Here is a 20,573-nt window from a genome sequence, read left to right on the forward strand (position 1 = left end):
TGGGGGGGGTGGGGAGTTCAGGCACCGATCTTTCCGGTGCCTGCCCCGGCCCGTACGAGGGCCGGGACGTCCGCGGCGGGGTCCAGCGTGTAGGCGTAGTACGTGCGGGGTTCGACGACCGTGCCGTTGGTCTCGCACGCCCCGGAGCCGGCGAAGACGTTGTTGCGCTGGACCAGTCGGCCCGGCCCCGAGGCGTCGTAACCGCTCGCGGAATAGCAGGGGTGGGGGACGCCCTCGAAGTGGTTGCCCTCGACGACGACGCCCGCGTTCATCGTCGAGGCGACGCCGTAGATGGCGTTGCCCTTGTAGTAGTTGTTGTAGACGTGCACCGGCTCGCCGAACCGGACCCGGGGGTGCCGCTGCCGTGAGCCGTCGAAGAAGTTGTGGTGGACGGAGACCTTCAACTTCCCCGTGTCCTGGCTGCCGTTGCCGTCGGAGTGCCCGAGCAGCATGCTCTTGTCGGTCTTGTTGAACCAGTTCCAGGAGACGGTGACGTACTCGGCGGCGCGGACCACGTCGACCGCGCCGTCGAGCGGGGCGACGAACTCGTTGTGGTCGATCCAGATGTGGTGGGACTCCCGGCCCACGCTGATGGCGTCGTCCTCGGCGTTCGTGAACCTGATGTTCCGCACGATGACGTTGTAGGAGCGGTAGAACTCCAGGCCGCCGCCGTTGATGACGGCCGAGGAACCGACCCCGATGATGGTCTTGTTCGGGCGGACGCCTTGTTTGCTGGTGATGTCGATCGTGCCCTGGACCCGGATGACCAGCGGGCCCGTGGTGTCGATGTACTCCAGGAACTGCTCGGTGGTGGTGGCGGTGACGGTGGGGCCGGCGGCCCCACCGGTGGTGCCGTTCTGTCCGAGCGCGTTGACGGCGGCGAAGCCGGTGGGGGACGTCTCCGCCAGGGATGCGGGCGGCGCGGTGGGGGGCGTGCCGGCCTCGACGGGCGCGGCGGCGGCGAGCAGCAGGGCGAGCGTGAGTGCGGAAACCGTGCGTGACGACGACCTCATGTGGTTCCTCCCGGGACGAGTGGGGGACGTTCCTGGGTCTTGCGAATTCGCGTGAATCCGTGCACACAAGGGCTAGAAAGCGCTTTCAGTTTCCTGAATGCTAAGCACGTGTTTTGGGCATGTCAACGAGATCGCGTTCGCCTCTCTTGTGGAAGGAGTGTCGTGACCCCACGACATCGCACCGCCCGGGCTCTGGCAGCCATGGCCCCCCTGGTACTCGGCGCGGGCCTCGTGACCGCGCCCCCGGCGAGCGCGGACGCGACGGCATCGGCGGCGCAGGCGGCGCCGGGCGCGGTCACCGTGCGGATCGACCCGTCGTACCGGCAGCAGGAGTTCGAGGGCTGGGGCACCAGCCTCGTCTGGTTCGCCAACGCCACGGGGAACTACCCCGAGCCCATCCGAAGACAGCTGGTCGACATGCTGTTCGGCGAGGACGGCCTCGGACTCACCATCGCCCGCTACAACATCGGCGGCGGCAACGCCCCGGACGTCCGCAAGGACTACATGAAGGCCGGCGCGACGATGGACGGCTTCTGGAAGGCACCCGAGGGCACCACCCGGCAGGACATGGAGTGGTGGGACCCGAACGATCCGGACCACTGGGACTGGGACGCCGACTCGGGCCAGCGCTGGTGGGTGGACCAGATCAAGGACAAGGTCGACACCTGGGAGGCGTTCAGCAACTCGCCGCCCTGGTTCCAGACCGTCAGCGGCTATGTCTCCGGCGGTTTCGACGCGAACACGGACCAGATCCGGGCCGACCGCGTCGACGAGTTCGCCACGTACCTGGTGCGCGTCACCGAGGAGTTGGAGAAGCGGCACGGCATCGACTTCGACACCATCGCCCCGCTGAACGAGCCCAACACCAACTACTGGGGCACCCAGATCGGCGCGAACGGCCAGCCCACCGGGGGCCGCCAGGAGGGCGCGCACGCGGGTCCGGCGCTCCAGCAGAAGGTCGTCCTCGCGCTCGACGAGGCACTGCGGGGAGCGGCGACCGACGCCGAGATCTCCGCGATGGACGAGACCAACCCCACGATCTTCACCCAGAACTGGAACGCGTACGACACCTCCGCGCGGGCGGCGGTCCCCCAGCTGAACGTGCACACCTACGGCACCGGCATGCGCACCAGCGCCCGTGACATCGCCAAGGGCGCGGACAAGAAGCTCTGGATGAGCGAGGTCGAGGGCACCTGGGGCACCGGCACCGACTTCACCGGCATGGAACCGGGTCTCGGCATCGCCACCCGCATGGTCGACGACATGCGGGAACTGGAGCCCTCCGCCTGGGTGTTCTGGCAGCCGATCGAGGACTCGATCCCACAGGCCGCCGCCGGCAAGAACTGGGGCAGCATCCATGTGCCGTTCAACTGCACGGCCACGGACACCCTGGAGACCTGCCCGATCCGGGCCAACTCCAAGTTCCACACCATCCGCAACTTCACCCACCACATCCGCCCGGGCGACCGCTTCGTGAAGGTCGACGACCCCTCCAGCGTCGCCGCCGTCAAGAAGTCCGGCCGCGCGGCCTCCGTGGTCCACGTCAACAGCGGCACGACCGGGCGTTCCGTCACCCTCGATCTCTCGCGCTTCGGGAAGGTCTCCTCCCGCGCCACCGTCACCCCCGTGGTGACGAGCGCGGACGGGGCCCTCGTCGAGGGCACGCCGGTCCGGGTGAAGGACCGTGCCGCCACCCTCGACGTGCCGGCCAAGTCCGTCACCACCTTCCTGGTCGACGGCGTCAGCGGTGTGGCCAAGGACGCCGCCCTCGTCCAGCCCGGCCACGTGTACCGGCTCCAGGGCGCCCAGAGCGGCAAGTCGCTGACCCCGTCGGAGGACGGCACCGGCGTCGTCATCCGCACGACCGACGCCGCGAGCGCCCGGCAGCTGTGGTCCGTCCAGAAGCTGACCCCCGGCCGCGACAACCGCGAGCGCTACGCCCTCACCGACGCCGGCACCGGCAGGCGGCTCGCCGTCCGTGACCACCAGGCCGTCCTGGAGGAGCCGGTCGCCGGGGAGGTCCCCGCGGCCGCCCAGTGGATCATGTCGACCACGGGCGACGGCAGTTGGACCTTCGTGAACGCCGCCACCGGCCGCCTCCTCGACGTCACCGGGCAGTCCTCGGCGGACGGCGCCAAGGTGTCGACGTACACCCCGACCTCGGCCCCCAACCAGCGCTGGGCGGTGACCGACGAGACCGTGCTGCGCACCGAACGGGCCGAGGCGTTCACCGTCCCCGGGCTGCGGCCGGAGCTGCCGCGGACGGTGACCCCGGTGTACCGGGACGGCGCCCGCGGCAGCCTGCCCGTCGAGTGGGAGCTGCCGTCGGACCGGAAGTGGCGCGAGCCCGGCACGGTACGCGTGCGGGGTGCGGCGACCGACGCCCTCGGCCGCAAGCTTCCCGCGAAGGCCCTCGTCACCGTCGACACGATCGCCTCGACCCTGCCCGCCCGCGCCAAGACGTACGTGGGCGGCGCACCGGAGCTGCCGGCGACGGTCGTCGGCGTCGGCCGGCACGGCGGCCGGACCACCCTCCCGGTGAGCTGGGACGCGGCACCCGAGGAGGCGTTCGACGAGGCCGGGGTCGTGACCCTGCCGGGCAGCGCGGAGGTCGTCGGCGGTGGCACGGTCGAGGCGACGGTACGGGTCCAGGTCACCGAGGCGACACAGGGCAACATCGCGACCGACCCGGACGTCTCGGTGGGCGCCACCTTCACCGAGAGCGGCTACTCCGCCGAGCGGCTGCGCAACGGCACCACCGCCGAGAAGGCCTGGTCCAACTGGAGGTCGGGCACGAAGAACCCGTCCGACACCATCACCTTCGGTCTCCCGAAGGCCCGTGATCTCACCCGGATCGTCGCCCACTTCCACCGGGACGGGAGCAATGTCTCCTTCCCGGAGAGCCTGAAGGTGCAGGTCCAGGCCACCGAGAACGGTCCCTGGACGGACGCGGGCGGCTCCGTGGCGGTCGGCACGGAGGGCACCCCGGTGATCGACGTCCCGCTCGCCGCGGGCCCGGTGACCGGTGTGCGCGTGGTGATGACCGCGCGTCCGGGCGGCTACATCACCATGGGCGAGATCGAGGTGTACGCCAAGGCCGCCGGTGCCTCCTCGGACGCGGCCGCCACCGCCGTGGAGGTCGCCGGCCGGCCGCTCGGGTCCTTCGACCCCGACACCACCGCCTACCGGGTGGCGACCGACGACCCCAACCGGGCGCGGGTCACGGCGACGGCGCGCGACCCGTACGCGACCGTCACCGTGGACCGCGTCGGCCGGACCACCGCCGTCGTCACGGTCACCAGTGAGGACGGCTCACGGACCCGGACGTACCGGATCACGCTCGTACGACGCTGATGTGACCGGCGGGGGCCGCGAGCAGGCCCCCGCCGGTCACCTCGCGAGGAACGGCCACCTGGCAGGAACCGGGGCCCCGCGAGAATCGGTCACCTCACCGGGCTGGTCAACTGCTCGCGCAGTTCGCCCCGTTGAGGGTGAAGGCCGTCGGCGCGCTGTTGGTCGCGCCCTTGGTCCCGATGAACCCGGCCGTCACGGACCCCGCGGCCGGGATGGTGGACGTGTAGGAGGCGGGCTTCACGCTCACCGAACCGCCGCTCTGAGTGGCGGTCCCGCCCCACATGTTGGTGATCGTCTGGCCGTCGGCGAAGGCGAAGGCCAGGGTCCAGCCGCTGACGGCGGTGGTGCCGGTGTTGCGGATGACGATCTCGCCCTGGAAGCCGCCCTGCCACTCGTTGGTGGCCCGATAGGTCACGGAGCAGTTCCCGGCCGGTGTGCCGCCACCCTCGTCCGTCGTGACGTTCACGGTCGCCGAGCGGGCCGACCGGTTCCCGGCGGCGTCCCGGGCGTAGACGGCGAAGGTGTACGCCGTGTCGGCGGTGAGGCCGGTCAGGGTGACGGAGTTGGTGGTGGAGGCCGCGACCTTGGTCTCCGTGGAGCCGCTGACCCGGACGATGTCGTAGCCGGTGACCCCGACGTTGTCGGTGGCGGCCGTCCAGGAGAGCGTGGCCGAGGTCGCCGTCACCGCCGAGGCGGCCGGGGTGCCCGGGGTGCTCGGCGCCTGGGTGTCGCCCGGGGTGCCGCCGCCGAAGACGGTGGCCTCCTCGGCCGTCTGCGCGATGCCGTTGGCGCCGTTGAAGATGCGCTGGCCCCAGGCGCTGAGCCGCGTCGGGTCGAAGTCGATCGACAGGTCGAGGATCGGATCGGTGTTGCCGCTCCAGGACCAGGCCAGGTAACCGAGGTCGAACTGCTCGGCGGCGGCCATCATGGTGTCCTCGTCGGGGTCGCCCCACTGGTCGGCGGGCCCGCCGAACTCGCCGATGAGGAGCGGCAGTCCGGCGTTCACGAAGGCACCGAGGTAGTCGGTGATCTCGGCGGCCGTGTCGAAGACGCTGTACATGTGGATCGAGAAGATCAGGTTGCCGGTGGTGTCGGCGTCGTACACGGACTGGGCGTTGGCGCGCATGACGCCCTGCCAGTCCTGGCCCCAGTTGGGCGCGTCCACCATGATCGTGTGCTCGAAGCCTGCGGCCCGCAGCTTCTGCACGGCGGCCTTGGTGGGGGCGGTCCAGCCCGCGGGGTCGGTGTTGCCCCAGGGCTCGTTGCCGATGTTGACGATGACGTAGTCCTCCTCGCCGACGAGGACGTCCTTGAGACCGATCCAGTAGTCGGCGGCGTGGTCGAGCGTGCCGGCGGCGGCCTCCTCGCCGTATCCGGTGGTGTCGTGCACCTCCAGGACGCAGATGAGCCGGTTGGCCTTGCACTGGGCGACGACGTTCGCCACGTCGGCGGGGCTGTTCTCGGTCCAGCGGTGCCCGTCGGAGAGGACGACGCGGACGGTGTTGGCGCCGAGCGCCTTGATGTCGGCCAGCGACTGGGTCTCGCCCGGGTACCAGGTGTGGGCGTGGTTGACGCCGCGCATCACGAAATCGTTGCCGTTGGCCTCCAGCAGCCGGCCGTCGCTGATGTGCAGGCCGGTGGCCCGGACGTCGGGGGCCGACTGGGCCAGGGCGACGGCCGGGGCGAGGACGCCGAGGAGGGTGAGCGCGAGCAGGCTCGCGAGGCCGGTCAGGAGGGTACTCAGGGGGTTTCTTCCAGTTCTCACTGCGACTCCAGGTGGGGGTGGGCGCCGAGAGGTCAGGCATCGAAAGGTGGGGGTGCCGAGGAGATGAGCCTATGGGAGCGCTCCCATAAACCCATCTCGCCCCGTACACGTCAACCCTTCGCGCGCGGTCAGCGGCGAAGACCCGCCCGGACCGCGGCGGCGACGACCGCGTCCCGCTCGGCGCCGGTGAACCGTCCCTCGGCCACCCAGCCGTCGGCGAGGACCCGCACCGCCCGTACGAACGCCTCGGACGTCGCGAAGGGCGCCCGGGCCCAGAGCACGTCGAGGAAGGTCAGCCCGTCCCCACGGCTCCGGTTCGGGATCCCGGAACCGGCCGTACCGAACACGACCACGGGCTCGGAGCGCCGGAAGTAGGCGTGGTAGCGGAGGTCGTTCCCGGCGAAGAACGGCGCGAGGGTGAGCCCGTGCGTGGTGAAGTGCAGGGGTCTTCCCTCGGGGCGCACGGCGTCGGCGAGATCGCCGCGCAGGGTGAAGTCCTTGTAGAAGGAGAAGCCGCGGAACGCGGCCTCCGTGCTCTGCGCGACCAGCAGGAGCGGGCCGAAGAACACCGACTGGACCGTGGGGTCGTCCGGGGTCCGCTCCACCCGCAGCCGGTACGGCGCCGAGATCCCGACCCGGTCACCGCGCCGCCACTCCCGGCTCAGCGACAGATACGTCCCGGGCACGGCCTCGACCGGCTGCCGCACCCCGTTGACCGTCACGGTGAACCCGGCCGTTGCCCAGGACGGCACCCGCAGTCGCAGATCGAGCCGACCCCCGCCCTCGCGGAAGACCAGGGTGCGCACGCCCTCCGCCGGATAGGTGCTCGTCTGTTCGACGACGAGCCCACGCTCCGGCCACCGCAGGGTCGAGGCGAGGTAGAGGTTGACGTACAGCGCGTCGCCGAGGGCGGAGCGGAAGTACACCGAGTCCTGGTACTTGGTGTGGTTCTCCATGCCGGTGCCGCCGCAGCAGGTGCCCGTGTTGCCGTATTCGCGCACGACGCCGGGGCCCATCCCCACGAAGTAGGTGACCTCCGGGCTGCTCGTGCTCGCGGTGTCCCGGCGGGAGGCGAGGATGTGGTTCGTCAGCCCCCGCTCGTAGTAGTCCATCCGAGCCGCGTCCGGCTCCCGGAAGAACAACTGCCGGCTCAGCTTCAGCATGTTGTACGTCGCGCAGGTCTCGGCGTTCTTGTCGTTCAGCGTGGCCGCGACGGCGTCACGGGCCTTGAACATCTCGCCCTGCCCGGTACCGCCGAGGCTGTAGGTCCGGTGTCCGACGACCATGCCCCAGAAGTTGCGCGCCGCCTCGGCGTACCGCTCCTCCCCCGTCTCGTCGTACAGCCGCAGATAGCCGGTGAACTGCGGGATGTGCTGGTTGGCGTGGCGCCCGTCGAGGATGTCCCGGTCCTGGGCGCAGGCGTCGAGCAGCGCGGTGTTGTCGAAGCAGCGGGCGGCGGCCAGGTGTTCGGGCTTGCCGGTGAGGGCGTACAGGTCGGCCAGCACCTCGTTCATGCCGCCGTACTCACCGGCGATGTAGATGGACCACATACGCTCCAGCTGCGCCCTGGGCAGCCCGCCGAGCCTGCTGTGCACCCAGTCGCCCATCTTCGCGGCGATGGTCAGCGCCTGGGCGTTCCCGGCCAGCGTGTGGGCGTCGAGCAGCCCGCGCATGATCTTGTGGCAGGTGTAGTACGGCGCCCAGATGGTCGGGTACGTGGTGTAGCTCTCCAGCAGGACGAACTGTGTCTCCGGGTACGCCGCCAGGAAGCCGGGGTGGCTGGGTCTCGGCGTGCCGCGCTCGGCCAGCGCCGTCTGGCACTCCCCCAACGCGGCGACCAGATGGTCCAGTTTGGTCTTCAGGGCGGACTCGCGGGTGTCGGCGTAGGCCTGGGCGACGAGGGTGAGGAAGTGGCCGCCGTAGTGGCCGCGCAGGTTGCCGTCGGAGGTCTCCCAGCCGCCGGGCGGCCTGGCGCCCCGGGTGTCGAGTCCGGCGTTGGCGCGGAAGACGGCCAGGATGCGGTCGGCCGGGTAGGACCGGGCGTAGTTCAGCATCAGGTCGCGCTTGGCCCGGAACACGCCGTCGCCGAGGGTGACCCGGTCCAGCGGGAAGGGGTGCACCGACCAGGTGGGCGGGATCGGCAGCGGGGCGGCCTGCGTCCGGGCGGTCGCTCGGTGGGCCGGGGCGGCGTGCGCGAGCGAGGTGGCCTGCGTGAGCGGGCCGACGGCGGCCGCGCCGGCGGCCAGGCTCAACAGCCGTCGCCGGGTGGGGGGTTGGGGCATGCTCTGGACTCCGATCTTCTCTCGTTCGGCGGGTGGGGGATGTGGCGGCGCAGGGTGCGGGGTGGAGTGAGGGGTCACGACGCGGTGGGGCGGTCGAGCCGCGGTGGGGCGGTCACGACGGCCCCGTCACGGTGACCGTCGCCGTCACGCGGTACGTCGTGCCCGCCACGGTCCCCTTCACCTCGAAGGTGCCGGGCTCGGCGTACCGGCCCGGTTCCACCGGGTCCCAGGTGACCTCGACGCGGCTGTCCTTGGAGCCGTCGTTGTAGGTGGCGACGACGGTCGCCGGGAGAGTGGGCGCCCGGCCGGCCCGGGTCGTGACATGCTCCTCGGCGACGCTGGTGATCTCGACCGCGTCGGTCTGCCGCACCCACACGGTCGCGGTGACCGGGCGTGCCACGAGGTCGGCGATCCCGGTGACCCGGACGCCGGTGCCTCCCACGGCGACCTGTTCCTCCGTCAGCGCGGGCCAGGCGACGGGTGAGCGGGCCGTGGCGCCGTCCTCGTACACCAGCGTCACCTCGTCCGGCAGTTCGGGAATCGTGCCGCGTGGGGTGGGGACGTGGATCTCGCGCACCGCATCCGGCGTCTGCGCGTACACCTTCCACTCCTGGACACCTAGGGCCAGGTTCGGATGCCCGGTGAGCCGGGCGCGCAGGGCCGTCGTCGTGACGGGGGTGAAGGTGGTCCTGTTGTAGCCGTCCTCGGCGGTGCCGTAGCCGCTGGGCGCGGCGACCTCGCGCCAGGTGTCACCGTCCCGGTACTCGATGACCCAGGACGCGGGCACGCCGACGCCGTCGCCCGCGCCGGGCTGGGCGTCGCGGAAGAAGTACAGGTCGGAGCCGTCCACGCGGACCGGTTCGGCCCAGGTGTACTGGACCCACTGGGTGCCCTTCTGCGGCCAGCTGCCCCAGCGCGGGGCGTCGGAGGAGGAGGCGGGCTCCCGGCCGTCGTTGATCGCCGCGACCGACTCCCAGCCGGATGTGTAGGAGGCGGTGGGGGTCGCGAAGGGCGCCACGTTCACCTGCCCGTCGGACGGCCCCTCGGCTCTGACCACGACCTTCTTCGAGGAGCCCGACGCGCCGTCCGTGGCGGTGAGTTCGAGGGTGTAGGTGCCGGGCGCGGTGAAGCGGGCGACGGTCGTCGGCGTGCCCGGGTCGTCGAAGATGACCGCGCCGCCGTCGGGCCCGTCCACCGCCTGCCACACGGAGGTGAGCTTCCCCTCCGGCAGGCCGTCGTCCTCGACGACGCCGGTGAGCCGCACCTGCCCGGGACGGCTGTACGTGGTGTCCCGCCACGCCTCGACGTAGGGGGCCCGGTCGCGGGCCGCCGGGGGCCGGGCACCGGTGTGGAACGCCTGGATCTCCTTCAGGCCGCTGGTGTGCCCGTCGCGGTGCCGCATCGACACCCGCAGCTTCTGCGCGGTCACTTTCGTGAAGCGCACCTGGTTCAGATTGGCCCGGGGATAGGTGGGTGTCTTGGCGGGCCGGGCCACGTCCCGCCAACGGCCCTCCCGGTCCTGGTACCGCACGGTGTAGAGCGCGGGCTCGGCGTACCCGCCCGGTCGTTTGTCGCTGGAGAAGTACAGCCGGACGTCGTCGACCGCGCGGGGTCGTCCGAAGTCGATCTCGTACCAGTCCTCGGCGTTCCCCGAGCCGCGCGCGCCCCAGTGGGGCTCGTTGACGGTGAACCCGTCGACGGCCCCGGCCGCGCCTCGCCCCTCGGCCTCGTGGGAGGCGCGGGCCGTGGCACCGGCGGCGAGGTTCTCCGTCGCCGTGCCGGTCAGGTCCCGTCCGGCCTTGGCGAACAGGTCGGTGACCCGGTCCTCGCGGTCGAACTCGACGTCCTGCGGGGCAGCCACGGCCGTCCGCAGCCCCGTGGTGCGGGCCTTGGCCCCTCCCCCGTCCGGGAACGTCACCTCGCGGGTGACCGGGTCGTAGACGAGCCGGGTGAGCCGGTCGGCGGTCAGAGCGAGCCTGCCGTCGAGGTAGAGGGAGTAGCCCTCGGGGACCTGACGGCCGTACGGCCGCTTCCCGTCCCCCGGTTCGTCCCAGATCACCGCCACGTCGGTGCCGCGGTAGTTGATGTCCGTGACGGCGAAGTGGGGCCAGTCGACGTCGATCGGGGACAGCTCGACCTTCCGGTCGTCGCGGGGCCGGAAGCCCATCGCGTCCTCGATGACGGTCCAGTTGGTGGTGCCGAGGATGGTGTGGTGGATCCAGGAGCGGTAGCCGATCTTCTGCGGGTCGGCGCCGCCGTCGGCCCAGAACTCGTTCTGGTCGGGCCACCGGTTGTCGCCGTCGACGTAGTGGGCCCAGGCGTTCCAGGAGAGCAGTTTCTTGTACCAGGTGCGGTCGATGTAGCGGTTGGGGTACTCGCGCAGCACGGAGGAGAGGAAGCGGAAGGTGACCGTGGAGTTGATGACGGAGAAGTTGTTGCTCCCGGGGTGGCCCTGCTCGGCGGCCTCCGCCTTGTCGGCCTGGTTGGCGGTGAAGAACGGGAAGACCGGGTACTGCTTCGCGTCCGCCCACAGCCGCAGCGCTTCGAGGTACTGCGGGTCCTCGTCCGGCGTGGGCATCAGGCCCACGCTGTACGGGTAGTAGTTGTTGATCTCCTTCCAGGGCACCAGGCTGTCGCTCGCCACGTGCCGGTGCTTGAGCAGCTTGTCCCGAGGGTCCCAGAGGTGTTCGAGGACGGCGTCCTTCACCCGCTGCGCGACGCTCCGCATCCTGTCGGCTGCGGCCTTCTCACCGAGGACGTCGTACGCGCGGGCCCCCGCCATGGCGTTGCTGTACACGTACGCCGACTCGGCGCGGTCCAGGTTGCCCGGTTTCCAGTCGAACGACACCGCGTCGGCGTCGTTGCCGGTCATCGCGCCCCAGTCGTACTCGACCAGCCCGTTGCCGTCGTGGTCGTAGGCCGCGAGCTGGCCCTCGACGTCCTTCTCCGCGTACCGGGCGAGGTTGCGCGGGATGCCGTCGGGGCCGCCGTGCACCTGGTAGGAGCGCCAGGCGGCCTCCGAGATGTACTGGGTGTAGCTGTTGGACCAGTTCTCCGGGTCGCCGGGGTTGTCGGTGTACTTCCCGTTCTTCGACACCTCGCCGGCGGACACCCAGGGGCCGTACGCATAGCTCGGATCCCGCAGGTACTTGAGGTCGTCGACGAACATGCCGACGGTCAGCGCGATGGCGTTGTTGTAGCCGAGGACGCCTTCCATCGAGGTGGGGAACTGGTAGTCGCTGCCCGGGATGTCGGCGTCGAGGTAGTTGTACCGCAGCAGCCACCAGCGGTAGTGGAGCGTCTTCTCGATGTTGTCGTCCGGGAGGTCCATGAACGGCAGGTTCTCGGCCCACCAGCGGTTGTACGCCTGCACGTGCGCGCGGAAGGCGGCGCCCGGGGACGCCGTGCGCACCGCGTCGTACGCCGGCCGGGACGCGGTGATCTCCTCGGTGACGAAACCGAGTTGGACCTTGGTGGTGAGCGTGCGGCCCGCCGGGACGGTGACGGTACGGGTCAGGGTGTCGCCGTCGGGTGTGAAGCCGTCCCCGCTGAGCCTGGGGAAGACCGTGGTGAGGTTGTTCTTCGCGGGCACCGTGCCGGTGAGTTCACGGCCCTCCGGGGTGCCGGTGTACGGCGACGAGGCCCGCAGGGTGATCTCACGGCCGCCGGAGCCCGTGTGACTGATTTCCATCCGTGTCACGGCCACATTGGCGTCGGTGATGAACTTGGTCTGGACGACCTTCAGTCCGGTCGCCTCGTGGGTGAACTCGCCGCGCCAGTGACTCGGTGTCTGGACGCGGGCGGCCACGTCCTCCCGGAGGGTGAGCCGCTCGCCGTCCACCATCAGGTCGACCGTGTACGCGGACCGGTTGTCGATGCTCTCCCAGTACGCGACCTGTCCGGCGAAGCCCAGCCGGCCTGGGTCGTGCTCCTTCATGAACACCGCCCGGCCCCGGGTGAACAGCCAGTCCCCCGCCGGGTCGTCGCCCTTGCGGGCCAGCATGCGGTCCATCCAGAAATCGGTGCCGTCCCCGGCTCGGCGGTCGGCGTCGTACTGGGCGCGCATCGTACGGCGCACCGTGAAGCCGGCGGGCAACTCCGGTACGGGCTCGGCGGATCCGGAGTAGACCGGGTACCCGATGGCCGAGTTGTCCGCCTCGGCGGGAACAGCGACGAGCGTCACGAGCAGCCCGGCGGCCAGCACCCCGGCCAGAGCCCTGGCACGACGCCGTCTTCGGGATCCGGGCACGGCTACCTCCCTGAGGCGGGGTCGGGGGCGGGGGCGGATCCGGGGCCGTCGTCCGAGCCCCGGGGCGGGTCCTCCTCGGTCGTCGGTAGCCACACCCGCATCGTCGAAGGTCCCCGGTTGGCCCAGGAGTGGTAGGGCACCAGGACGATCCCGGTGCGCTCGGCGGGCGGCTCCTGCGGGGCGTGCCCGAGCGGCTCGTACGGCCACGCCCGCGCGCTCGGCCCCGTGCCCCCGGCGACCTCCCCCGCGACCACGACCGTGCCGGCGGTGTCAGCCGTACCGCCGGCCCCGTCCTCGGGGTCGACGGAGGTGTCCACCCGTACCGCGTCGACATCGTTGCCTTCGGGGAGGTCGACGGACTCGGCGCAGTACACCAGCGGCCCGCGCTGCACGGCGACCGTGCCGCGTACGGCGTCGATGCGGGGGTCGGCGCGGATCCAGCGCGGGGCGACGGGGAGTTCGAGGCGTACCTCGTCGCCGGGCCGGAAGACCCGGGTGAGGGCCGCCGTGCCCGGGGTGACCGGGCGGCGCGCACCGTCCGGGGCGATGAGCCAGGCGGTGGCGCCGATCGCCCACCGGGGCACCCGCAGGGAGAGGGTCCAGGGCCGGGCCGGGCAGCGGTCGACCCGGACGGTCACGGTCCCGCCGGACGGGTAGTCGGTACGGACCCGCAGGGCGACGCCCCGGCCGCCGGTGAGGGAGGTGGCGATCTCGGCGTCGGCGTACTGGTGCAGCTGCACGCCCTCGTCGTCCGCCGTCGCCAGATAGCCCGGCAACTGCGCCAGGATACGTGCCACGTTGGTCGGGCAGCAGGACACGGCGAACCAGGGGGCGCGCAGCCCCGAGTCGGCCCGCCGGCTGTCGGCGTCCGTCGGCGGTGCGACGCCCCGGTCTCGCCGGTGCAGGGTGTTGGCGTAGAAGAAGGATCGGCCGTCCTCGGCCGGGGAGGTCGCGACCACGTTGAACAGGGTCCGTTCGACGAGGTCGGCGAAGCGGGGCTCGCCGGTGGCCAGCAGCAGCCGCCAGCCGAGCATCACGGAGGCGACACCGGCGCAGGTCTCGGAGTAGGCGCGGTCCGCAGGCAGGACGAAGTCGCCGCCGAAGGACTCGTCGCGGTGGTGCGAGCCCATGCCGCCGGTGAGGTAGGTGCGGCGGGCGACGGTGACCTCCCACTGGCGTACGACGGCCGCGAGCAGCTCGTCGTCGCCGGTCTCCACGGCCACGTCGACGGCGCCGGCGGCGAGGTAGAGGGCGCGGACGGCGTGGCCGCGCAGGGTCGTGGCCCGGCGTACGGGGAGGTCGTCCTGGAAGTACGCGCGGCCGAACTCGCCCTCGACGAGGGTGCCGTGGCCGCGTCGGTCGACGAACAGCGCGGCCTGGTCCAGGTAGCGCTGCCGTCCGGTGAGGCGGGCCAGTTCCACGAGGCCCGACTCGATCTGGGGGTGACCGCAGACGCCCTCGATGCCGCCCGGCCCGAAGGCGGCGCACACGTGGTCGGCGGCCCGCTGGGCGATCTTGGCGAGTTCGCCCTCGCCCCGGGCGCGGGCCTGGGCGACGCCGGCCTGGATCAGGTGGCCCTGGCAGTAGAGTTCGTGGCCCTCCTCCAGATCGCTGTAGCGGGCGGGCTGTCCGGGGCGGCCGAAGGCGGTGCCGAGGTAGCCGTCGGGGTCCTGGGCGGGGGCGATCAGGTCGGTGAGGGCGGTGATCCCGGCGTCCAGCGGGGTGTCGCCGCCGTTCGCGGCCTCCCAGGCCATGGCTTCGAGGAGTTTGTAGACCTCGGAGTCGGCGAACTCCCGGCCGCGCCGGTCCCGTTCGATCCTGCCCTCTACGGCGGCCCGGAAGTTGCCGGTCCAGCCGACGCGGTCCATCCAGTCGCGGCAGTGGTCGAGCGTGACGGTCGTGTTGGTGTGCCGTCGTCGGGCCCAGAAGCCCCCGGTGATCCTGACCTCGTCGAGTCCGAGCGGCCGCAGTCGGCCACGGGTCGGCGCCACGGGCAGGACGGATGACATCACCCCGTTCTCCCTCACCTGTTCATGCCTCCGGTTCGTCCCTTCGGTCGTCGGTGGGCCGTGCGGGTCGCGCCCGGTCACGCGGGTCACGCCGGTCACGCGGATGCGTCAGCCCTTGAGCGCGCCCGACATGAAGCCCCGGACGTAGTGCCGTTGCAGGAGCAGGAAGAGGAGCAGGCAGGGCACGGCGAGCACCACCACGCCCGCCTCGGTCGCGCCGTAGTCGACGGCGCCCATGCTCTGCTGCCGCAGGTTGGCGACGGCCAGCGGCAGGGGCGCCTTCTCGCTGTCGGAGATCAGGATCAAGGGTGCGATGAAGTCGTTCCAGGCGGCGAGGAAGGCGAAGAGGCCCACGGTGATCAGCCCCGGCCGTACCGCCGGGAGGAGCACCCGGCGCAGCGCGCCCGCCGTGCCACAGCCGTCGACGAGCGCCGATTCCTCCAGTTCACGCGGGACCGCCTCGAAGGAGATCCGCATCATGAAGGTGGCGAACGGCAGTTGGAACATGGCGAGGACGAGACTCAGCCCGATCAGCGAGTTCTGCAGGTGCAGCTTGCCGAGCAGCACGTAGAGCGGGATGAGCAGGGTGGCGTACGGGACCATCAGGATGGCCAGGGTCAGCAGGAACAGCGGGTTCTTGCCGGGGAAGTCGAAGCGGGCGAAGGCGTAGCCGCCGAGCAGGGAGACGCCGAGGGTGAGGGCGACGGTGAGTGCGGACACGATCGTGCTGTTCAGCAGGTACTGCCACAGTCCCGCGTCGTACTCCAGCAGGGTCCGGTAGTTGCCGAGGCCGTGGCCGGATTCCTGGGCGGTGCCGGGCTGGGGGCTGACCGAGGCCCAGGTGTTCCACAGCAGCGGGAAGAGGAAGATGACGGCCAGACCTCCGGCGACGACATAGTGGGGTGTACGGCCGAGGGCGCGGGCGAGCACGGTCCGGTCCCCTCTCATGACTCGTCGGCGCGGCGCAGACCGCGGAACTGGAGGGCGTTGAGCAGCAGCAGCGCGGCCAGGACGAGGATCGAGAGGGCCGCGGCCGTGCCCAGGTCCATCCGCTGGAAGGCCTCGCGGTAGATCAACTGCACGACGGTGACGGTGCTGTTGTCCGGTCCGCCCTTGGTGAGGACGAAGAACTGGTCGAACGCCAGCAGCGATCCGGTGACACAGAGCAGGAGCGACAGGGCCAGGGACGGCCTCAGCAGCGGCAGGGTGATGGAGCGGAAGACCTGGGCGCGGCTCGCGCCGTCCATCCGGGCCGCCTCATACACCTCGTGGGGGATGCGTTGGAGGCCCACGAGCAGGATCAGCATGTAGAAGCCGGCGAACTTCCAGACGACGAGGAACACCGTCGACAGCAGTGCGGAGGTCGGTGAACCGAGGAACGACACGGGCTCGTCGGCGAGGCCGAGCTGCTCCGGGACACCGCCGAGCGGGCCGGTGGTCGGGCTGTAGAGGCCCCAGAAGAGCAGCGAGGCGGAGGCCAGTCCCAGGGCACCGGGCAGGAAGTAGACCGTGCGGAAGAACCCGGCGCCGGGGCGGGACTCCTGCACCAGCAGAGCGAGCAGGAGGGCCAGGCCGAGCAGGATCACCGTGACGATCACCGTGTAGAGCAGGGTGAAGCGGACGGCGGGCCAGAACAGGGTGGAGTCGATGGCGTCCGTGTAGTTCTCGGGGGCGTTGCCCCCTCGGTCCCCCGCGAGCAGCGGCCAGTCACTGAGCGACATCTGCCCGACGAGCAGAAGCGGCAGGACGAAGAAGACCGCGACGAACACGGCCGTGGGGGCGGCGTAGGCGAGCCCCTTGGCCTGGCGGGAGCTCCACCTCGGCACCGACGCCCGCGCCGGGCGCCCCCGGTGGTCCGGCCGGGGCCGGCGCGCGGCGGGCGCGGACTCGGCCACCTTCACTGGCATGAATCTCCTCGGTCGGACACCTTCACCGGCATGAACCTCCTCGGTCGGACACCTTCACCGGCATGAACCTCCTCGGTCGGCCACCCGCACCGGAACGGCCCTCTTCGACCGGCGCCTTCACCGGACGGCCCTGTTCGCTCGGCCACCGTCACCGGAACGGCCTTGTTCGCTCGGCCACCGTCACCGGAACGCCCCTGTTCGGACGGCCACCCTCACCTCGACGACCTGTTCAGTCGGCCAGCGAGGCGCTGACCGCCTCGTTGTGCTCGTCCACGGACGTCCCGTCGCCGAAGACGGCGTCGCGCATCAGCGTCAGCCAGGGCCCGTTGGGGTCGTTGAAGGTCTGGCCGAACTTCAGCGCGTACGGGGTGTGCCCGTCGGCGACGAGTTCGTTGATGGTGACGAGCCGGGGGTCGGCGGCGGAGTGCTTGTTGGACGCCAGATCGGTGCGGGCCACCACGTCCTTGTGGGCGGCGACCACATCGACCTGCGCCTTGTCACCGAGGGTCCAGGCGAGGAAGTTCCAGGCCTGGTCGGCCTTCCCACTGGTCGCGGAGATCCCGACGGCGTCGCCGCCGACGAAGGTGGACCTGCCGCCGTCGGGGCCGGGGATGGGGGCGACACCGAGGTCGAGGTCCGCGGGCATCAGCCCCAGCGTGGTCGACGGCATGGGCATGACCCCGACCTTCCCCTTCGGGAAGATCCCCGTCCAGGTGGTGCCCGTCTCGTCCTTCGCGCCGGGCGCCACGATGTCGTCGTCGACCCAGCCCCGGTAGGTGTCGTAGACCTTCTTGGCGGTGGCGGAGGCGAGGAGCGCCTCGGTGCCGTCCTCGTCGAGGACCTCCTCACCGGCCGCCCAGATGGAGGGCCACCAGGTGAAGACACCGCAGCCACCGCAGTTGCCGCCGAAGAAGGTGCCGTTGACGTCTCCGCCGAGCCCGTCCACGGCGCGCGCCTGCTCGTCCCACTCGCGCAGGCTGGTCGGCGGCTTCTCGGGGTCGAGTTTCGCCTTGCGGTAGAGGTCCTTGTTGTAGAAGAGCACCGACAGGTCGAGGGTGTGCGGCACCACGTACTTCTTGTCCTCGTACGTGCCTGCCTCGATGTGCGACCGTGCCAGGTTCTCGGCGAAGGGCAGGGCGTCGACGCGTTCGGTGAGGTCGGCGAAGAGGCCGCTGGAGGTGTAGTTGGGGACGAAGACCACGTCGGACGCGAACAGGTCGGGCAGGTCGCGGGAGCCGGCGGCGGCGCCGACCTTGGCCTGGTAGTCGTCGGTGGGGACGACGGTCAGTTCGACCTTGTTCTTGTGGCTCGCGTTGTAGGCCTTCACCAGGGCCTCGCTCTGCGGCCGGGTCGCGGCGCGCGTCCACATCGTGAGGGTGGCGCCGTCGTCCACGCCGGTGGCGTTCGCCGCTCCGCCGTCTCCGCCGCCCCCGCCCGAATCGCCGTCCCCCGACCCGCAGGCGGTGACCAGGCTCGCGGCGGCGAGCAGTGCGACGGCCCCGGCGGCGAGACGCCCCGCTCGGCCACGTGGTCCGACCGTGCTCCCCATGTTCGATCCCCCTTGTCACAAAGTGGTGTCACAGAGCGGTGGCGCTGAACCGGGTGACGGAGACGAAAGAAACCGAAAAGGCTTTCTGAGACGCTAGGCGGCACCCGAATACCCGTCAATCCCCTTGCGGAGAGCGGTTTTCGGGGGCCACGGAAAACCGTTCGGGCATCCGGACCGAAACGTTTCCCGTAAGGTTCGAGGTGGGGCGTGTCATCCTCGGCGAGGTCGACACGCGTGGCGAGACAGGAGATCACCCATGGCACAGGCCACCGGCCCCTCTCGTTCGCAGCCCGCCACGCTCGGCGACGTCGCCCGGTTGGCGGGCGTCTCGATCGCCACGGCGTCCAAGGCGCTCAACGGCCGCAGCCAGGTGCGCGCGGAGACGAGACAACGGGTCGTCGAGGCCGCCGAGCGGCTGTCGTTCCGCCCCAACCAGGTGGCGCGCGGGCTGCTCGCCGGGCGCACCGGCACGGTGGGGCTGCTGACCAGCGACCTGGAGGGCCGGTTCGGCATACCGATCCTGATGGGTGCCGAGGACGCCTTCGGCGCGGGCGAGGTAGCGGTCTTCCTGTGCGACGCGCGCGGCGACGCGATCCGCGAACAGCACCATCTGCGCGCCCTGTTGGGCCGCCGCGTCGACGGTCTCATCGTGGTCGGCAGCCGCACCGACCCCCGTCCCTCGCTCGGCCGTGAGGTGCCCGTCCCCGTCGTCTACGCCTACGCCCCCTCCGAGGACCCGGCGGACTTCTCCGTCGTCCCGGACAGCGTCGGCGCCGGCCGCATCGCCGTGGAGCACCTCCTCGCCTGCGGCCGCACCCGGATCGCCCACATCACCGGCGACCCGGGTTACCTCGCCGCGCGGGACCGGGCCGATGGGGCGCGGGCCGCGCTCGACGACGCCGGACTCGCCCTGATCGGTGAGCCCCGGTTCGGCGCGTGGTCGGAGGGCTGGGGGCGGGCCGCCACGGCCATGCTGTTCGACCGGCACCCCGAGATCGACGCCGTCCTCTGCGGCAGCGACCAGATAGCCCGGGGCGTCATGGACGTGCTGCGGGAGCGCGGCCACCGCGTCCCCGAGGACATCGCCGTCATGGGCTTCGACAACTGGCAGATCATGACCGCCGGTTCGCGCCCCCCGCTGACCAGCGTCGACATGAACCTCGAACAGGTCGGCCGCGTCGCAGCCCACGCCCTCTTCGCCGCGATCGCCGGCACGCCCCGCACCGGGGTCGAGACCCTCCCCTGCAAGGTGGTGATCAGGGGTTCGACGGCACCGCTGTCGTGAGGGCACCGCGGTAGTGACGGCCCCGGTCGAAAACCACGGGGGACCCATCGCACCCCCACCCGCACCCGCACCTCGGGCGCCGCACCCCGGCCGAAGTCGTCTAACAGGACTCGTCCAGATACCCGCGCGCCAGCTCGCCCGCGCGCGTGAACCAGTCGACGAGCAGGGCCAGTTCGTCGGGCGAGTACCGGGCGAAGAGTTCGGCCAGGCGCGCGTAGAACGGACCGTAGACGGCCACCACCCGCTCGGCGGCGTCCGGCACCGCGACGACCCGGACCCGGCGCCGGTCGGCCGGGTCGGGCTGCCGGGTCACGAAGCCGCCGCGCTCCAGACGGTTGAGGACACCGGTCACCGCCCCCGTGGTGACATGGGCGCGCGTTGCCAGATCACCGGCGGTGACCGGAGTGTCCCCGGCCTCCAGGACGTACGCGAAGCAGACGAGGTCGGTGACGCTCAGCCCGAGGTTCCGGGCGAACTCCTGCTGGCCGACGATCATCGTCGCGATCAGGCCGTCCATGGCACCGATCGCGTCAGGGACGGTGGGGCGGCGTTCGGCCTCCATTGAAATTGCCTCCGGGGCGGGCTAAATTCCTTACTCGCTAAGATATCTTACGGCGCCCTGGGCGTGGCCGCGGCATGCCGTGGTGCGCCCCGGCGCGCGAGGGGAGCGGACACCATGAGTCTCTACGACGAGGGACACACCGTCGCCGGCTGGACGGGCACGGCCGTCGGCGCCGTGGGGGCGACGGCACTCGGGTTGGGCGTCTGCGGCTGGGCCCCCGGGTTCGCCCTCGGCGCCGTCGTCTCGGTCGCGGCACTCGTCGTCACCTGGGTCCTGCACCTCGCCGGCTGGGGCAAGCCTCCGGGCCCCCGCCCCCGCGACCAGTGGAGCCTCCGAGTCCGCGACCGCTCCGCGCGCGGCGGCCACGTCGACTGCCTCGGCTGCCGCCTGGCCGGCCGCCGGCGCGCCCAGGCACCGCTCCCCGCCGTACCGGGACCCGCTGCACCCGGACCCACGGCCGGCCCCGCCATCACGGTCGCCGCGCCCGCCACCGTTCCGGCGGGAGACGCAGCACACTGACCGGAGCCCCCAAGAGAGGAGCGAAGTAAACGATTACCCTTCCTCGGGGCGTCAGTTACGCAACCGCGCGCCGTCCCCA

The 20,573-nt window shown here is 71.4% G+C and carries 12 protein-coding genes; 3 read left to right on the top strand and 9 right to left on the bottom strand.

Annotated features, from left to right (window positions below; translation table 11 throughout):
- Positions 1–17 precede the first annotated feature (17 nt).
- The gene (locus RM704_RS28325) at positions 18–1,013 is read right to left on the bottom strand and encodes a pectate lyase family protein (protein ID WP_033529085.1); all 996 of its coding nucleotides are present in this window, start codon (positions 1,011–1,013) and stop codon (positions 18–20) included.
- 201 nt (positions 1,014–1,214) lie between these two features.
- Between RM704_RS28325 and RM704_RS28330 the strand changes: the two genes are divergently transcribed.
- Positions 1,215–4,367, top strand: coding sequence for a glycoside hydrolase (locus tag RM704_RS28330; RefSeq protein WP_033529084.1), 3,153 nt, complete (start codon positions 1,215–1,217; stop codon positions 4,365–4,367).
- A gap of 106 nt (positions 4,368–4,473) precedes the next feature.
- Here the strand turns inward: RM704_RS28330 and RM704_RS28335 are convergent, their stop codons facing one another.
- The 7 genes from RM704_RS28335 to RM704_RS28365 form a co-directional block, all read right to left on the bottom strand.
- Positions 4,474–6,132 carry a cellulase family glycosylhydrolase gene (locus RM704_RS28335; RefSeq protein WP_033529083.1) on the bottom strand — a complete coding sequence of 553 codons (1,659 nt, stop codon included), beginning with the start codon at positions 6,130–6,132 and terminating at the stop codon, positions 4,474–4,476.
- A 128-nt stretch (positions 6,133–6,260) separates the two neighbouring features.
- Positions 6,261–8,414 carry a beta-L-arabinofuranosidase domain-containing protein gene (locus tag RM704_RS28340; protein WP_311591355.1) on the bottom strand — a complete coding sequence of 718 codons (2,154 nt, stop codon included), beginning with the start codon at positions 8,412–8,414 and terminating at the stop codon, positions 6,261–6,263.
- A 112-nt stretch (positions 8,415–8,526) separates the two neighbouring features.
- On the bottom strand, positions 8,527–12,663 hold the full coding sequence (locus tag RM704_RS28345; protein ID WP_157856729.1) for an Ig-like domain-containing protein: 4,137 nt from the start codon (positions 12,661–12,663) through the stop codon (positions 8,527–8,529).
- Between the two features lie 2 nt (positions 12,664–12,665).
- The gene (locus RM704_RS28350) at positions 12,666–14,672 is read right to left on the bottom strand and encodes a glycoside hydrolase family 127 protein (protein ID WP_052146197.1); all 2,007 of its coding nucleotides are present in this window, start codon (positions 14,670–14,672) and stop codon (positions 12,666–12,668) included.
- Positions 14,673–14,780: 108 nt separating this feature from the next.
- Positions 14,781–15,602, bottom strand: a complete 822-nt coding sequence (locus tag RM704_RS28355; protein ID WP_033529119.1) for a carbohydrate ABC transporter permease — start codon at positions 15,600–15,602, stop codon at positions 14,781–14,783.
- A 14-nt stretch (positions 15,603–15,616) separates the two neighbouring features.
- Positions 15,617–16,579 (bottom strand): carbohydrate ABC transporter permease, encoded by a 963-nt coding sequence (locus RM704_RS28360; protein ID WP_033529081.1) that lies wholly within the window; start codon positions 16,577–16,579, stop codon positions 15,617–15,619.
- A 229-nt stretch (positions 16,580–16,808) separates the two neighbouring features.
- On the bottom strand, positions 16,809–18,128 hold the full coding sequence (locus RM704_RS28365) for an ABC transporter substrate-binding protein (RefSeq protein ID WP_033529080.1): 1,320 nt from the start codon (positions 18,126–18,128) through the stop codon (positions 16,809–16,811).
- A 256-nt stretch (positions 18,129–18,384) separates the two neighbouring features.
- Between RM704_RS28365 and RM704_RS28370 the strand changes: the two genes are divergently transcribed.
- Positions 18,385–19,413, top strand: a complete 1,029-nt coding sequence (locus RM704_RS28370) for a LacI family DNA-binding transcriptional regulator (RefSeq protein WP_033529079.1) — start codon at positions 18,385–18,387, stop codon at positions 19,411–19,413.
- A gap of 100 nt (positions 19,414–19,513) precedes the next feature.
- On the opposite strand, the gene RM704_RS28375 is transcribed toward RM704_RS28370, so the two are convergent.
- On the bottom strand, positions 19,514–19,975 hold the full coding sequence (locus RM704_RS28375; protein ID WP_033529078.1) for a MarR family winged helix-turn-helix transcriptional regulator: 462 nt from the start codon (positions 19,973–19,975) through the stop codon (positions 19,514–19,516).
- 114 nt (positions 19,976–20,089) lie between these two features.
- On the opposite strand from RM704_RS28375, the gene RM704_RS28380 reads away from it, so the two are divergent.
- Positions 20,090–20,494: an HGxxPAAW family protein gene (locus RM704_RS28380; protein ID WP_033529077.1), complete on the top strand. Its 405-nt coding sequence runs from the start codon at positions 20,090–20,092 to the stop codon at positions 20,492–20,494.
- The last annotated feature ends 79 nt before the right edge of the window (positions 20,495–20,573 follow it).

The organism is Streptomyces gottesmaniae (assembly GCF_031845845.1).
GTDB classification, from domain to species: Bacteria; Actinomycetota; Actinomycetes; order Streptomycetales; family Streptomycetaceae; genus Streptomyces; species Streptomyces akebiae.